General features: G+C 72.4%; 16 protein-coding genes. 12 read left to right on the top strand and 4 right to left on the bottom strand.

Going from position 1 to position 15,135, the window contains the following annotated elements:
• Positions 1–130: 130 nt before the first annotated feature.
• Genes GGG17_RS17140 through GGG17_RS07765 form a run of 6 tightly spaced genes read left to right on the top strand, consistent with a single transcriptional unit; the run spans position 131 to position 6,133 of the window.
• The gene (locus GGG17_RS17140) at positions 131–1,771 is read left to right on the top strand and encodes an ABC transporter ATP-binding protein (RefSeq protein ID WP_288798746.1); all 1,641 of its coding nucleotides are present in this window, start codon (positions 131–133) and stop codon (positions 1,769–1,771) included.
• Positions 1,768–2,895 (top strand): ABC transporter permease, encoded by a 1,128-nt coding sequence (locus tag GGG17_RS07785; RefSeq protein ID WP_154593175.1) that lies wholly within the window; start codon positions 1,768–1,770, stop codon positions 2,893–2,895. The genes GGG17_RS17140 and GGG17_RS07785 overlap by 4 nt, the downstream gene beginning before the upstream one ends.
• Complete coding sequence (locus tag GGG17_RS07780) at positions 2,892–4,160, top strand: ABC transporter permease (RefSeq protein ID WP_154593174.1); 1,269 nt, start codon at positions 2,892–2,894, stop codon at positions 4,158–4,160. The genes GGG17_RS07785 and GGG17_RS07780 overlap by 4 nt, the downstream gene beginning before the upstream one ends.
• A gap of 5 nt (positions 4,161–4,165) precedes the next feature.
• Complete coding sequence (locus tag GGG17_RS07775) at positions 4,166–4,591, top strand: cytidine deaminase (RefSeq protein WP_154593173.1); 426 nt, start codon at positions 4,166–4,168, stop codon at positions 4,589–4,591.
• Positions 4,592–4,613: 22 nt separating this feature from the next.
• Positions 4,614–5,417: a nucleoside phosphorylase gene (locus GGG17_RS07770; protein ID WP_288798743.1), complete on the top strand. Its 804-nt coding sequence runs from the start codon at positions 4,614–4,616 to the stop codon at positions 5,415–5,417.
• A gap of 47 nt (positions 5,418–5,464) precedes the next feature.
• Positions 5,465–6,133 (top strand): hypothetical protein, encoded by a 669-nt coding sequence (locus GGG17_RS07765; RefSeq protein WP_154593172.1) that lies wholly within the window; start codon positions 5,465–5,467, stop codon positions 6,131–6,133.
• A gap of 78 nt (positions 6,134–6,211) precedes the next feature.
• On the opposite strand, the gene GGG17_RS07760 is transcribed toward GGG17_RS07765, so the two are convergent.
• Positions 6,212–7,534: a DUF4921 family protein gene (locus tag GGG17_RS07760; protein WP_154593171.1), complete on the bottom strand. Its 1,323-nt coding sequence runs from the start codon at positions 7,532–7,534 to the stop codon at positions 6,212–6,214.
• A 74-nt stretch (positions 7,535–7,608) separates the two neighbouring features.
• On the opposite strand from GGG17_RS07760, the gene GGG17_RS07755 reads away from it, so the two are divergent.
• The 4 genes from GGG17_RS07755 (at position 7,609) to GGG17_RS07740 (ending at position 11,956) form a co-directional block, all read left to right on the top strand.
• Positions 7,609–8,922 (top strand): MFS transporter, encoded by a 1,314-nt coding sequence (locus GGG17_RS07755; protein WP_311966508.1) that lies wholly within the window; start codon positions 7,609–7,611, stop codon positions 8,920–8,922.
• Positions 8,923–9,303: 381 nt separating this feature from the next.
• Entirely contained in the window at positions 9,304–10,587 is a 1,284-nt protein-coding gene (locus GGG17_RS07750; RefSeq protein WP_154593170.1) for a thymidine phosphorylase, read from the top strand.
• On the top strand, positions 10,584–11,786 hold the full coding sequence (locus GGG17_RS07745; protein ID WP_154593169.1) for a MalY/PatB family protein: 1,203 nt from the start codon (positions 10,584–10,586) through the stop codon (positions 11,784–11,786). Before GGG17_RS07750 ends, GGG17_RS07745 begins: the two co-directional genes overlap by 4 nt.
• Positions 11,783–11,956 carry a hypothetical protein gene (locus GGG17_RS07740; protein WP_154593168.1) on the top strand — a complete coding sequence of 58 codons (174 nt, stop codon included), beginning with the start codon at positions 11,783–11,785 and terminating at the stop codon, positions 11,954–11,956. The genes GGG17_RS07745 and GGG17_RS07740 overlap by 4 nt, the downstream gene beginning before the upstream one ends.
• A 25-nt stretch (positions 11,957–11,981) precedes the next feature.
• Here GGG17_RS07740 and GGG17_RS16880 read toward each other — a convergent pair whose 3' ends face one another.
• Entirely contained in the window at positions 11,982–12,110 is a 129-nt protein-coding gene (locus GGG17_RS16880) for a hypothetical protein (RefSeq protein WP_283809780.1), read from the bottom strand.
• 108 nt (positions 12,111–12,218) lie between these two features.
• On the opposite strand from GGG17_RS16880, the gene GGG17_RS07735 reads away from it, so the two are divergent.
• On the top strand, positions 12,219–12,575 hold the full coding sequence (locus GGG17_RS07735) for a cupin domain-containing protein (RefSeq protein WP_154593167.1): 357 nt from the start codon (positions 12,219–12,221) through the stop codon (positions 12,573–12,575).
• A gap of 2 nt (positions 12,576–12,577) precedes the next feature.
• Here the strand turns inward: GGG17_RS07735 and GGG17_RS07730 are convergent, their stop codons facing one another.
• Positions 12,578–12,817 carry a hypothetical protein gene (locus GGG17_RS07730; RefSeq protein WP_154593166.1) on the bottom strand — a complete coding sequence of 80 codons (240 nt, stop codon included), beginning with the start codon at positions 12,815–12,817 and terminating at the stop codon, positions 12,578–12,580.
• Between the two features lie 265 nt (positions 12,818–13,082).
• On the opposite strand from GGG17_RS07730, the gene GGG17_RS07725 reads away from it, so the two are divergent.
• Positions 13,083–14,234 carry an adenosine deaminase gene (locus GGG17_RS07725; protein WP_289032942.1) on the top strand — a complete coding sequence of 384 codons (1,152 nt, stop codon included), beginning with the start codon at positions 13,083–13,085 and terminating at the stop codon, positions 14,232–14,234.
• Positions 14,235–14,250: 16 nt separating this feature from the next.
• Here the strand turns inward: GGG17_RS07725 and GGG17_RS07720 are convergent, their stop codons facing one another.
• Positions 14,251–15,072, bottom strand: a complete 822-nt coding sequence (locus GGG17_RS07720; RefSeq protein ID WP_154593164.1) for an RDD family protein — start codon at positions 15,070–15,072, stop codon at positions 14,251–14,253.
• Positions 15,073–15,135 lie beyond the last annotated feature (63 nt).

Genomic DNA, 15,135 nt, shown 5'->3' with positions numbered 1-15,135 from the left:
CCCGGCCGCCAGACGGACACCCCGACGGCGGCCGGGCTTCGGCATACGGGGTGGATCAGCGGTCCGGCACCCTGGACCCCGTGAACACCGACGGTAGGGTGGGGCGGTCAGCCGCCACGTCCACGACGACGTGACCGAGCAAGGAGCGTGCACCATCGGAACTCCACCCACCTCGGCGAGCGCGGACGCGCCGCCCGCCGTCGCCGTCCGCGGCGTCACCAAGAGGTTCCCGGGCGTGGTGGCCAACAAGGACATCACCTTCTCCGTCCGCAAGGGCAGCATCCACGCGCTGGTGGGGGAGAACGGCGCGGGCAAGTCGACGTTGATGAAGATCCTCTACGGCGTGCAGCGCCCCGACGAGGGCACCATCGAGATCGACGGCCGTGCGGTGAGCTTCCACGGGCCGAGCGACGCGATCGCAGCGGGCGTCGGCATGGTCTTTCAGCACGTCAAGCTCGCCGACAACCTCACCGTCACCGAGAACGTCGTCCTCGGCGCGGAGAAGCTCCACGGCATCGGCGACCGCGCGCAGGCCGAGATCCGGCGCATCTCCAAGGAGTACGGCCTCGGCGTGGACCCGGAGGCGCTGGTCGCCGACCTCGGCGTGGGAGCCCGCCAGCGCGTCGAGATCCTCAAGGTCCTCTATCGCGGCGCCCGCATCCTCATCCTCGACGAGCCCACCGCCGTGCTCGTGCCACAGGAGGTCGACGAGCTCTTCGACAACCTCAAGACCCTCACCGCCGAGGGCCTGACCATCATCTTCATCTCGCACAAGCTCGACGAGGTGCGCGCCGTCGCCGACGACATCACCGTGATCCGACGCGGGACCACCGTGGGCAGCGCGGACCCGCGCACCGTCACCTCCCGCGAGCTCGGCGCGCTCATGGTCGGTCGCGAGATGCCCAGCCCCCAGACGGAGGAGTCCACCGTCACCGACCGCGCCGTGCTCGTCGTGGAGCACGTGCGGCTCGAGCGCCTCGGCGCCCGCGACGTCCTCGACGACGTGTCCCTGACCGTCCACGCCGGCGAGGTCCTCGGCATCGCCGGGGTCGAGGGCAACGGCCAGGACGAGCTGGTCGAGGTCATCATGGGCATGCGCGACCCCTCCGCAGGGCGGGTCTACCTGGGCGGCAAGGACATCACCGACTGGCCGACGCGCCGCATCCGCGAGGCCGGCGTCGGCTACGTCCCCGCCGACCGCCACCGGCACGGGCTGCTGCTCGAGGCGCCGCTGTGGGAGAACCGCATCCTCGGCCACCAGACACAGGCCCCCAACGTGTCCGGGCCGTTCATCAACGCCCGCGGCGCGCAGCGCGACACCACGCGCATCGTGGAGGACTACGACGTGCGGACGCCCTCGATCCACGTCACCGCGGGCTCCCTGTCCGGCGGCAACCAGCAAAAGCTCATCATCGGTCGCGAGATGTCCCATGAGCCACGGGTGCTCGTCGCCGCCCACCCGACCCGCGGCGTCGACGTCGGCGCGCAGGCCGCGATCTGGGACCACATCAAGCGGGCCCGGCACGAGGGGCTCGCCGTCCTGCTGCTCACCGCCGACCTGGAGGAGCTGCGCGGCCTGTCCGACACCATCCGCGTGATCAACCAGGGACGCCTCTCCGAGGACCTGCCCCCGACCACGTCCCCGGCCGACCTGGGCGCCGCGATGACCGGCGGCCGGCGCGACGACCAGCACGCGACGACGGGCGGTTCCGGCATACCGGCTCCTGCCCTGCAGACCGAGCCGACCCACCAGCAGGAGTCCACCCGATGAAGGTCTCGCCCCGCGCCGTCCTGCTCGCGCTCGCGGCGCCGCTGCTCGCCATCGTCGTGGCGTTCGTGATCACGTCCCTGGTGCTCGTCGTGGCCGGGGACCCGGTGGGCGCCGTCTGGACCGAGCTGCTCCGCCAGCCGAGCCCCCGGCTGATCGCCAAGATCGTCAACGGCGCCGTCGTCTACTACCTCGCCGCCGTGGCCCTGGCCATCGGCTTCCGGATGAACCTGTTCAACATCGGCGCCGAGGGGCAGTACCGCGTGGCGGTCTTCGCCGCCGCCGTGTTCGGGGCGCAGGGCTACCTGCCGGGCTGGGCCAACGTCGTCGCCACGACCCTGGTCGCCATGCTCGTCGGCGCCGGGTGGGCCGCGATCGCGGGCTACCTCAAGATCAAGCGCGGTGTTTCCGAGGTGATCTCCTCGATCATGCTCAACGCCATCGCGACCAGCGTCGTGGCCTTCCTGCTGACCAAGGCGCGGGACACCTCGGCCGGCGCCGGCAGCAACGTCACCAACACCAAGCCCCTGCCGCAGGACTCGTGGGTGCCCGGCCTGCAGCTCGTCAGCGGCACGACCACCAAGGTCTACGGCCTGATCGTGCTCGCGCTCGTCGTGGGCCTGCTCTACTGGCTGGTCCTCGGCCGGACGCGGTTCGGCTTCGACCTGCGCGCCGCCGGTCAGTCCGAGAGCGCGGCGATCGCGAGCGGAGTCGACGCCCACCGCATGATCATGTCGACGATGATCCTGTCCGGCGCGATCGCGGGCCTGATCGGGCTGCCGCTGCTGTTCGGCCAGGACCACGCCTACGGCACCAACTTCCAGCCAGGGATCGGTTTCGCCGGCATCGGGATCGCGCTGCTCGGGCGCAACCACCCCATCGGGATGGCCCTCGCCGCGCTGCTGTGGTCCTACCTCGACCAGCAGGGCAACGGGCTGCAGATCAATGCCGGCGTCTCCTCCGAGCTGGTCTACATCATCCAGGGCGTGATCGTGCTGGCCGTCGTCATCGCCTACGAGCTCGTGCGGCGGGCCAACGTCCGGCTCGAGCAGGCCAAGGTCGCCCGCGAGCTCGCGGCCCGGTCGACACCCCCCACGTCCACCTCCATGCAAGGAGCGAGCGCATGAGCACCACCGCCACCCCGGTGACGGAGCGGCCGGACGGGCGCAGCGCCGTGCCCCGTCGTCGCCGGCGCCTGTCCGGACTGCAGATCGCCGGGCTCGTCCTGCTCGCACTGCTGTTCGTCTCGGTGATGCGGGTCGTGACCGGCGAGAACGACCTCGCGTCCTCCGGCGCCCTCGCCGCCGCTCTCGGCCTCGCCGTGCCGATCGGCATGGCCGGCCTCGGCGGCTTGTGGTCCGAGCGGGCGGGCGTGGTCAACATCGGCCTCGAGGGGATGATGATCCTCGGCACCTGGGGCGCGGCGTTCTTCGCGTGGCACTGGGGCGCCTGGGCCGGCATCGTCGGTGCGGTCCTGCTGGGCATGGTCGGCGGCGCGATCCACGCCCTCGCCACCGTCGTCTTCGGCGTGGACCACATCGTCTCGGGTGTCGCCGTCAACCTCATCGGCATGGGCGGCGCCAAGTACCTCTCGGCCCGCGCCTTCACCGGCACCCCCGGCGGTGGCGCGACCCAGTCGCCGCCCCTGCCGCACCTGCCCGACGTGACCGTGCCGGGCCTGTCACCCGCCCTGACCTCGCTCGAGGGCAAACGCATCTTCTTCGTCTCGGACGTGGCCGGCGTGCTGGCGGCGTTCGTCACCAACCTGTCGGTGCTGACCATCATCGCCGGGCTGCTCGTGCTCCTGTCGTGGTGGGTGCTGTGGCGCACGACCTTCGGGCTGCGACTGCGCTCCTGCGGCGAGAACCCCTGGTCCGCCGAGTCGCTCGGCGTCAACGTCTACCTCCACAAGTTCCTCGCCGTGCTGATCTCGGGCGGGTTCGCCGGGCTCGGCGGCGGCTTCCTCGCGCTCGTGGCGGCCAACGTCTTCCGCGACGGGCAGACCGGCGGCCGCGGCTACATCGGCCTCGCCGCCATGATCTTCGGCAACTGGCGGCCCGGGTCGCTGGCCGCCGGCTCCCTGCTGTTCGGCTACTTCGACGCCGTGCAGCTGCGCGGCGGCGCGGTGCACGCCCTGCTGCTGGTCGGCGGCCTGCTGCTGCTCGTCCTCGGCGCCTGGCAGCTGCTGCGCCGCAACCTGGTCGGCGGCGCCTTCGCGATCGCGCTCGGGGCGGTCCTGGTCTGGACCTTCCTCACGACCGACTCGGTGCCCGGCGAGCTGACGAGCGCCGCGCCTTACATCGCCACGCTGCTCGTCCTGGCCCTCGCGTCGCAGACCCTGCGGATGCCGGCCGCCGACGGTGCGGTCTATCGCAAGGGTGAGGTGGGTTGAGCCGTATGCCGTCCCGCGCCGGCGAGGTCGACTGGGACGCCCTGCGCGCGGCCGCCGTCGAGGCGATGCGGCACGCGTACGCCCCCTACTCGTCCTTCCCCGTCGGCGTGGCCGGCCTCGTCGACGACGGGAGGGTCGTGGTGGGCTGCAACGTCGAGAACGCCTCCTACGGCGTCGGCCTGTGCGCCGAGTGCGGGATGGTGTCGCAGCTGCACGCGTCGGGCGGAGGGCGGCTCGTGGCGGTCTCGTGCGTGGACGCCGAGGGTGCGTCGCTCATGCCGTGCGGCCGCTGCCGGCAGCTGATCTGGGAGCACGGCGGCGCGTCCTGCCTGCTCCAGACGCCCCTCGGGGTGCTGCCGATGAGCGAGGTGCTGCCCCAGGCCTTCGGCGCCGAGGACCTGCAGCGCAGGGGTGGGGGTGTCCAGAAGTGACCAGTCGGCGAGGGGAGGGGACGTGACGGGGCTAACGGGGCTGCACCTGCCGGGTGACCTGGACGAGCCGGGGGTGCTCGAGCCCGCCGCCATGTATCCCCGCCTGCACGACGACGAGATCCCCGACGCCGCGGTCATCTGCTTCTTTCCCGACACGGTCCGCGCGGTGGGGGAGCGCGAGGGCTCGGCCGTCGCCTTCAGCTTCACCTCGATCATCGGCGGGCAGCCCTGCTACGTCCGCGAGGTCGCAGGCCGACGGATCGCTTTCTTCTTTCCCGAGATCGGGGCGCCGCGGGCCGTGATGTTCCTCGAGGAGTCGATCGCGCGCGGCATCACGCGGTTCGTGGCGGTGGGGTCGGCGGGGGTCCTCGTGCCCGACCTGGTGATGGGCCATCCGTTCGTCGTGACCTCGGCCCTGCGTGACGAGGGCACGAGCGCGCACTACGGGGCCGTGTCGCCGGTGGTCGAGGCGGGGGCCCTCGGCATACGGGCTTGCCTCGACGCCCTCGACGCGGCCGGCGCGCCGCACGAGACCGGCCGCACGTGGACCACCGACGGCATCTATCGCGAGACCCGGTCCACCGTCGCACGCCGGATCGAGGCCGGGTGCGCGGTCGTCGAGATGGAGGCCAGCGCATTCCTCGCCGTGGCGGCCTACCGCGGGGTCGAGCTGGGACAGATCCTGTTCAGCGCGGACTCGCTCGCCGGGGAGGACTGGGACCACCGCGGCTGGGTCACGGCGGGGGACGCGCACGAGCAGGTGTTCTGGATCGCGATGGACGCGGCCGCCCGACTCGCGGGGGTGCGCCGGGAACGCCTGGGGTAAGGCCCTCGTTGCTCGGACAGGACGACCGACGACACACGGGAGTGACCATGGGATTCCTCGACCGACTGCTGGGCCGCACGCCGCAGCAGGGCTACCAGCAGCACCAGCCGCAGTACGCGCCGCCGCCGGTCGGCTACGAGCAGGTGGGGACGCCTCGGCAGGGCGCGGCCGGTGCGGGGCAGCCGGGCCAGACGGCTCAGTCGGCCGAGGACCAGCAGGCCATCGAACGCTACCGCTACCTGCTGCGCACCGCCCCGCCGGAGAAGGTCGAGGAGGCGCACGCCGAGGCCTTCGCCAAGCTCACGCCCGAGCAGCGCCAGCAGGTGCTGACCGGCCTGTCGCAGTCCGGCGAGACGCCGGCCGGGGACGACCCGCAGTCGCTGGCCCGCGCGGCGACTCGCGCCGAGATGCGCCAGCCGGGGTTCATGGAGCGGACGTTCGGTGGCGCCGGGGTCGGGGGCGGCCGTGGCGGCATGGGCATGGGCGGCATGATCATGGGCTCGATGCTGGGCTCGATCGCCGGCGTCGTGGTCGGCACCGCGGTGGCCGGGGCGATCTTCGATGGCATGGACGGTTTCGGGGACGGCGGGGCGGACCTCGCCGGGGACGGCTTCGGCGACGGGGGCGGGGACTTCGGCGGCGACGGGGGCGGCGACTTCGGCGGAGGCTTCGACGGGTTCGGCGACTTCGGGGACGTCGGCGGCTTCGACTTCTGACGCTCGCCCCCACGCTCGTCGCCCGCTCCCCAGCACACCCGGGGGCGGGCGACGGCCGTGGGCCGGCCCCCGGGTCAGCTATGGTGCAGATCCGGTCGGCGCAGCGAGTCGTATGCCGTCCGCCAGCCGCCCCTCGTCGGCGAGGACCCGCAGCCGGGCGACCACCCGGTCGCGCAGCGCCCATGGGTCGATGGTGCTGACGTAGATCTTGGTGCCGCCCTCGAACCCCGCCAGCGTGGAGACCCGCCACTTGAGGACGATCCGCCAGGGCAGGGGCAGGTCGACGCCGGTGGGGGTGTGGTGCCACTCCTCGTTGCAGGGCACGTGGGCGCCGGTGGCGGCGTGCAGGGCGTGCAGCAGGTCCGCGACGGCGTCGACCTCGTGGCGCTGCTGCCGCCAGGGCTGGCGGGTCGGGGACAGGGAGTGGACCTCGAGGGTGGGGTAGCGGTGCCCGAACCCCGCGTAGGCGATCGCGTGTTCGGTGCGGGCGACCACGAGTCCGGAGCGCTCGGCGAGGGCGGGACCGGCGTCGGCATACAGCGTGGGGTGGCGGCGCAGCCGCTCCTGCTCCTGCTCGGCCTGGGTGCCCAGCTCGTCGACGGCAACGAGCTGCTTGTGCAGGTGGTCGAAGGAGGCGCCGGCGGGCTTCAGCCAGTTCTGGAAGGCTGCGACGTAGCGCACGTTCGGGTTGGCGGCGTAGAGGTCCGCCATGGCGCCGACGGTGAACCGGACGTAGGCGCGGTGCTCCTCGGGGGTGAGCATGCCCGACGAGGCGAGACCGCCCGTGTCGGTGGCGCCGTCGACCAGGTGGCGGCGCGCGACGATCACGTCGTGCCCGCCGCCGAAGAAGGCCTCGGTCCCCGCGAGGCGCTGCTCCTCGTCGAGGAGCTCCCACGCCTCGGGTGACGTCCCGCTGGCGAGCGCCTTGGTGCGGGCGACGGCCAGCACGTGGGCCCGCCCGCCCGGGTCGGCGAGGTAGGCGTCGCGGCGGACGCGTGCCGCAGCGGACAGGGCGACGCCGTGGTTGAGCCGCCAGTAGTCGTAGCTGAGGATCTCGAAGAGGTTGGGCACGCGCCGGAACTCGGCGACCGTGTCGTGAAGCTCCGTGCGAGACAGGCCGGTCAGCGTCACCCACGCCGAGCCCCCTTGCCCGTCATCGGTCCACACGAGCCGAGCCTTCTCCGGGGGCGTCTCGGCGTAGCGCTCCGGGCAGAACGCGCACAGCCGGTCCCGCTCGTCCTCGGCCACGGGTGCCGCGGCCAGGGCGGGTGCCGCCAGCGGCCGGTTGCCGCGCCCCGGGACCGCCCACACCTGCGTGCCGGTGAACGGGTTGATCTGCTTGACCGTCCCGTCCGGCAGCCGCGCGAGGTAGTGGTCGTCGAGGCGGCGGGCGGTCGTCATACGGCCCATCCTGCTCCTGCCCGGCGGCGATGGCGACGGAGGGGGCGAGTCGTGCGAGCACCTAGGCTGTCCCGGTGAACCTGCGCTCCGTCGTCGCCGACACCCGACCGCTGCAGCACGGGGACTTCCGGCGGCTGTGGACCGCCAACATCGTCACCGTGATCGGCGCCCAGCTGACCATCGTCAGCGTGCCGGCGCAGATCTACGCCGACACCGGGTCGTCGGCCTATGTCGGGCTGACCGGGATCTTCGGGCTCGTGCCGCTGGTGGTCTTCGGGCTGTGGGGCGGGGCGCTGGCCGACCACCTGGACAAGCGGCGTCTGCTGACGATCACGACCGTCGGCCTGATCGTGACGACGCTGGGCTTCTGGCTGCAGGCGGCCCTGGGTTCGACGAACGTCTGGCTGCTGCTCGGCCTGTTCGCCGTGCAGCAGGCGTTCTTCGCGGTCAACCAGCCGACGCGCACCGCCGTGCTGCCGTCGATCCTGCCGATGGACCTGCTGCCGGCCGCCAACGCGCTCAACATGACCCTCTTCATGGCCGGCGCGATCGCGGGACCGCTCGTGGCGGGCGCGCTGATCCCGCTCGTGGGGTTCTCGTGGCTCTACCTCGCTGACGCGATCTGCCTGCTGGCCACGTTGTATGCCGTCCGCCGTCTGCCCCCGCTGCCCGCGGAGCGCCATCCGGGGTCACCGTCATCCGCGCCGGGGCTGCGCTCGGTCATCGACGGGATCCGTTATCTCGGAGGGCATCCCGTGCTGATGATGAGCTTCGTGGTGGACCTGATCGCCATGGTCGCGGGGATGCCGCGGGCGCTCTTTCCCGAGATCGCGCACGTCGACCTGGGCGGCGAGGCCGGGGGCGGGCTGGCCTTCGCGGTGCTCTTTGCCGCGATCCCGGCGGGGGCCGTGCTCGGCGGGGTCTTCTCGGGGTGGGTGTCGCGCGTGACGCTGCACGGGCGGGCGGTGGTGCTGTGCATCGTCGCGTGGGGCGTGGCGGTGGCGCTGGCGGGGGCGGCGGTGCTGCCGGCTGGTGGTCGGCTGCACCCGTGGATCTGGCTCGCGGCGGTCGCCCTGGCCGTGGCAGGGGCTGCGGACATGGTCTCGGCGGCCTTCCGGCAGGCCATGCTGCAGAGCTCGGCGTCGCCGGAGGTGCGGGGCCGGCTGCAGGGGATCTTCATCGTGGTGGTGGCGGGCGGTCCGCGGATCGCGGACGTGGTGCACGGCTATGCGGCGGGGCTCGTCGGGGCGGCGTGGGCGACGCTGCTCGGCGGCGTGCTCGTGGTCGTCCTGGTGCTGGTGGCGTCGGCGCTGGTGCCGTCCTTCGCCCGCTACCGCGCCGACCTGCCCCCGGCGGGGGCATCGACCGGTCGTCGTTCGCCAGGCTGATGCACCTGCCCCCGGCGGGTCCGGCGAGGTGCGGGTCCGGCGCCGTCCGGGTCCACGCTGGCCGGCGCGCATATGATCGTGAGGCGGACCGTCGAGTGGACGATGTCGTCCAAGGACCGCCGTGCAGCGGCGAGGGTCACCGGGCGGCCCGGACATGCACATCCGACGTCGTGCCCCTCGGCCGGGACGATCCAGAACCACCCGGCCACGAGGACCAGCGCGAGCATCCAGGCGAGCGCAGCCACCAGGGGCGCCGAAGACGGCGGCCAAGCGGACGACATACCAGCCCTCCGTGCTCGACAAGCGCTGGGGATCTTGTCGGCCTTCTGGCGGCTGGTGGCCTATGCCATCCTCCGTCCGCGCCCCCGGTAGGGTCGGTGCATGAGTGAGCAGCACGATGCCGTCGACGTCATCCGCGCCAAGCGCGACCGGCACCCCCTGAGCGACAGCCAGATCGCCTGGGTGATCGACGCCTACACCCGCGGGGTCGTCGCGGACGAGCAGATGTCGGCCCTCGCCATGGCGATCTTTCTCAACGGCATGAGCCGCGAGGAGATCTCGCGCTGGACCACCGCGATGATCGAGAGCGGCGAGCGGATGGACTTCTCCTCGCTGAGCCGCCCCACCGCCGACAAGCACTCGACCGGAGGGGTCGGCGACAAGATCACCCTGCCGCTGGCGCCCCTGGTGGCTGCGTGCGGCGTCGCGGTGCCGCAGCTGTCCGGTCGCGGGCTCGGGCACACGGGGGGCACGCTCGACAAGCTCGAGTCGATCCCCGGCTGGCAGGCGGAGCTCACCAACGAGGCGATGCTGCGCCAGCTCGAGGACCTCGGCGCGGTGATCTGCGCGGCCGGCTCGGGCCTGGCCCCCGCCGACAAGAAGCTCTATGCCCTGCGCGACGTCACCGCCACCGTGGAGGCCATCCCGCTGATCGCCAGCTCGATCATGTCCAAGAAGATCGCCGAGGGGACGGGCGCGCTCGTCCTGGACGTCAAGGTCGGGTCCGGCGCCTTCATGAAGACCACCGACGACGCCCGCGAGCTCGCCCGCACCATGGTCGATCTCGGGACCGACGCCGGTGTCACCACGGTGGCGCTGCTCACCGACATGTCGACGCCGCTCGGACTGACGGCCGGCAACGCCCTGGAGGTCCGCGAGTCCGTGGCGGTGCTCGCCGGTGGCGGCCCGGCGGACGTCGTCGAGCTCACCGTGGCGCTGGCGCGCGAGATGCTCTCTGCCGCAAGGGTGTCCGACGTCGACCCGGCCGACGCGCTGGCCGACGGCCGCGCGATGGACGTATGGCGCCGCATGGTCGCCGCCCAGGGTGGCGACCCGGACGCCGAGCTGCCCACTGCCGCAGAGCAGCACGTCATCACGGCACCGGAGAGCGGGGTGCTGCAGTCGCTCGACGCCTATGCCGTGGGAGTCGCCGCCTGGCGTCTCGGCGCCGGTCGCGCCCGCAAGGAGGACCCGGTCCAGGCCGGTGCCGGCGTCGAGCTGCATGCCAAGCCGGGCGATCCCGTGACGCAGGGGCAGCCGCTGCTCACGCTGCACACGGACACACCGGAGCGGTTCGAGCGGGCAGAGGCCTGCCTCGAGGGCGCGTGGTCGATCGGGGAGGGGCAGCCTGAGCGGCCCGACGTCGTGATGGAGCGGATCGCATGAGCGGCGTTGCGGCACAAGTGGAGTGGCTCGACCTGCCGCACCTGCGGGCGCGGCGCAGCGCGAAGTGGACGCTCTACGACCGCGACGTGCTGCCCATGCCGGTGGCCGAGATGGACTGCCTGCTGGCGCCGCCCGTCGCCGAGGCGCTCAATCGTGCTGTGGCGCTAGGAGACACGGGCTACCCGAGCTTCGGGCGGGGGCTGCAGGAGGCATTTGCCGGGTTCGTCGCGCGGCGGTGGTCGTGGGAGGTCGACACCGACCAGGTGACGCTGTGCGCGGACGTCTCGGTCGGGATGATGGCGGCGATCTCGGCGCTGCTCGCGCCCGGGGACGCGTTCGTCATCATGCCGCCGGTCTACCCGCCATTCTTTCGCTGGGGCAGCGAGACCGGCATGCGCACCGTGGAGGTCCCCCTGCTGCAGTCGGACTCGGGCTATGCGCTGGACCTCGAGGGCATCGAGCGCGAGCTGCGGGCCGGGGCCAAGGCGGTGCTGCTGTGCAACCCGCACAACCCCGTCGGGTGGGTGCACACCCGCGAGTCCCTCACGGCGCTGGCAGATCTCGTGTCCGGCTACGACGCGGTCGTGCTCAGCGACGAGATCCACGCCCCGCTGACCCTGCTCGGGCACACGTTCACGCCATACCTCACCGTCTCGGACGCGGCCCGCACCCACGGGGTCGCGGTGCACGCGGCCTCCAAGGCCTGGAACCTCGCCGGCCTCAAGGCCGCCCTGATCGTCTCGGCGTCAGATGCCATGCGGGACAGGCTGTCTCGAGGTCTTCCGTACGAGACGCCCTGGCACGCGGGACAGTTCGGCTACCTTGCGTCGGAAGCCGCGTACTTGCACGGCGACCCGTGGCTCGATGCGCTCGTGACCGACCTCGCTGCTCACCACGAGCAGGTGCGCGACGGCCTCCCCTCGGGGGCGCGGATCGCGGTGCCCGCGCAGGCGACCTTCCTGTCGTGGGTCGACGCGAGCGGCCTTGACCTGGGCCAAGATCCGGCGGCGCGGCTGCTGGCGGACGCGCGCCTGGCGGTGGGGATCGGCCGCGAGTTCGGCGCGGCGTGGGGCGATCACATCCGCCTCAACGTCGGCACCGGGCCGCAGGTCATCGCCGAGGGGCTGCGCCGGCTCGGCTCGACGGTGTCCCGTGCGCCGGCGCCCGAGACGCCACGACCGCACGAGGAGACCCGATGACTGACCGGACGACCGGCAAGGTGCTGGCGGTGCTGATCTGCCTGATCGTGCTGGTGCCCCTGGCGCTGCTCAGCCGAGCCGAACCCGTCAAGGTCGGGCTGCCCGCCCTGGTGTTCGTGCTGACCGGTGTGGTCGTGCTCGTCATGAACGCTCGCAAGCCCAGACGGTGACCATCTCCGGCGTACCGGCTCGGGCTCAGTGGCTGAGCAGGTCGGGGTAGGGGTCGGTGAGACGCGGGCGGGCCGAGAGCTCGAGGCGGACTCCTTGGATCTCTGCCACCACATCGAGGTCGTGACGTGTCAGCTCTGGGGTCTGGAACGGCATCGCCGCCTCCTGTCCTGATGTCTCCATCCAAGAGACACCACACAGTGGCCTTTGGATAGAGACATAGCGTCTAGCCGACGTGCGCGGTCGACTGGGTAGGCTCCTGGCATGCCCGAGCTGATCACCGACCCCGTCCGCATCCCCGTCCCCGGCGGCAAGATCATCGACGAGCACGTCGGCAGCGCCTCGACCGGTGACCGCGGCGTCTCCGTCGCCCGGATGGAGGCGCCGGCGGGGTGGTCCGAGCCCTACCAGACGCCTGACTTCGACGAGGTGACCGTCGTGCTGGGTGGCGAGGTCGTCGTCGACCACGACGGCGGCCCCACCAGCGTCGTCACAGGTCAGAGCATCGTGACCCGCGCGGGCGAGCGGATTCGCTATCGGGTGGGCGCGGAGGGTGCGACATACCTCGCGATCTGCACGCCGGCGTTCACCCCCGATGGAGTGCACCGCGACGAGGAGTGAGGTCAGCGTCGCGTTCGGTCCTCCTTGCGCGCCTTGTCCCGGCGGAGGTACTCGAGGGCGATGCCCATCGCGATCCCGAAGGCGATGCCCGGGGTGGTGACCTTGTCGTCCCAGGAGGTCAGCAACCGGACCAGCAGCGTGATCACGGCCCAGGTGGCCATCATGATCGCTCCGTAGGCGGTGCAGCGGGTCCAGCTGAACTCGGTGGGCGGGGTCTTCGCGTCGATCTGCTCCATCCTCATGACCCCACGACAGCGCGGCACCCCTGCGCGTGTCATCCACCCTGAGGCGGATCTCGGGTCCCGCCCCAGTCGGTAGGCCATCCCGCCGGGACCCGCCGGGGGCGGGATCATCAGCCTGGGGGACGAAGGCCGGTCGATGCCTCTACCCCCGGCGGGGGCATCAGCCTGGGGGACGAAAGCCGGTCGATGCCTCTACCCCCGGCGGGGGCATCAGCCTGGGGGACGAAGGCCGGTCGATGCCTCTACCCCCGGTAGGGTCGTGAGGGTGACCAGTCGAGACAGCAGCCCCCCGGCATACGACGTCGACCCGCAGGTCGCCCGAGCACCCAAGGTGCTCCTGCACGAGCACCTCGACGGCGGGCTGCGCCCTGCCACGGTCCTCGAGCTGGCCCGCGAGACGGGGTATGACGCCCTGCCCGCCGACGACGCGACCGACCTCGGGCGCTGGTTCCGCGAGAGCGCGGACTCCGGCTCGCTGGTGCGCTACCTCGAGACCTTCGCGCACACCGTCGGGGTGATGCAGACTCGGGACGCCCTGCGGCGCGTCGCCCGCGAGGAGGTCCTCGACCTGGCCCGCGACGGGGTCGTCTACGCCGAGATCCGTTATGCCCCAGAGCTGCACCTCGAGCGGGACCTCACCCTCGAGGAGGTCGTCGAGGCCGTCAACGAGGGCTTCCGCGAGGGCGAGGCGCTCGCTCGCGAGGAGGGCCGCGAGATCCGGGTCACCGCGCTGCTCACCGCCATGCGCCACGCCGCGATGAGCCGCGAGATCGCCGAGCTGGCCGTGCGCTACCGCCAGCAGGAGGTCAGCGGCTTCGACATCGCCGGCGCCGAGGCCGGCTACCCACCCACCCGGCACCTCGACGCGTTCCAGTACCTCGCCCGCGAGAACGCCCACTTCACGATCCACGCGGGGGAGGCCTTCGGGCTGCCGTCCATCCAGGAGGCGCTCACCTGGTGCGGCGCCGACCGGCTCGGGCACGGCGTGCGGATCGTGGACGACCTCACGGTGGACGGCGTCGCCTACCCGCAGTGGATGGCCGAGCACCACCGGCTGCCCGACGTGCACGACGTGCGGCTCGGTCTGCTCGCGGCCTACGTCCGGGACAAGCGCGTGCCGCTCGAGATGTGCCCCAGCAGCAACGTCCAGACCGGCGCGTCCCCGAGCATCGCGCTGCACCCGATCACGCTGCTCAAGGACCTGCGCTTCCGCGTGACGGTCAACACCGACAACCGGCTGATGAGCGACACGAGCGTGGGTCAGGAGATGACCCTGCTCGTGCGCGACGCCGGCTGGACGATGACGGACCTGCGCTGGGTGACGATCAACGCGATGAAGTCCGCGTTCATCGCCTTCGACCAGCGGCTCGCCCTCATCGACGAGGCCATCAAGCCGGGGTATGCCGAGCTGGTGTGAGCGTTCGCGGGGCGCGTCAGAGGTGGGGGAGGACGCGGTGCCGGGTGGCGGCGTCGCGGACCAGCCGCTCGGCGTCGCGCCGACCCCGCTCGGCCACCACGGTCTGCAGCAAGGCCTCCGGGTGGGTGCCGGGGGGAGGTAGTGGCATGACGTGCTGGGCGACGGTGGCGGCCAGCTCCTGAGCGATGCGGGCCCGGGCCACGTGCTCCAGGCCGTCGCGGCGGTGCAGGAACTGACGCGTCGCCAGCGAGAGCCCGTCCGGCAGAGGGGCGATGTCGGCGGTCGCGGCCCAGGCGGACAGCTCGGGGGCGGGCGGCACGGGCGGTGGCAGCTGCAGCCGGAGGCGGTCCCGGACGGCATACGTGCCTGCGGCGAGGTCGCCGAGCCGCTTGCCGCGCGCGGTGAGCACCACCGCGCAGAAGGCCACGGCGCCGCTCGTGCCCCAGATCTCCAGGAACCCGACGAGCGATCGCGTCAGGCACTGGCGGAAGGCCACCGGGCCGCCGTCGTCGCGGACGATGCACGTGCCGGTGACGAGCCGACCCAGGGAGCGGCCGCGGGTGAGGGTCTCGACGGCGGCGGGCAGGATGACCAGGGTCGTCACGACGGTGGTGAGGACCAGCGCCGCGCCCGCCGCGTCGTCGAGGTCGCCCAGCACGCCGCCGAAGGCGATCGACAGGCCGAGCAGCAGCAGCCCACCCACCGCCACGTCGATCGCGCCGGACGCGACGCGCAGCCCCGGGCCCGCGGCCGGCACGCGCAGGGCCACGGCGTCACCGGTGACGAGGTCGTCCTCGCCCACCCCGATCGTCGGGCGGGCTGACCTGGACGGGTGCATGTCCGGCAGCCTAGCGGGCAGGTCGGTGGACGGCGGTGACCTGGTCCTCGCAGGGCGCGGGCT

Source organism: Arsenicicoccus cauae (assembly GCF_009707125.1).
GTDB lineage: Bacteria > Actinomycetota > Actinomycetes > Actinomycetales > Dermatophilaceae > Arsenicicoccus > Arsenicicoccus cauae.
This window is presented reverse-complemented; position numbering and strand designations above follow the sequence as displayed.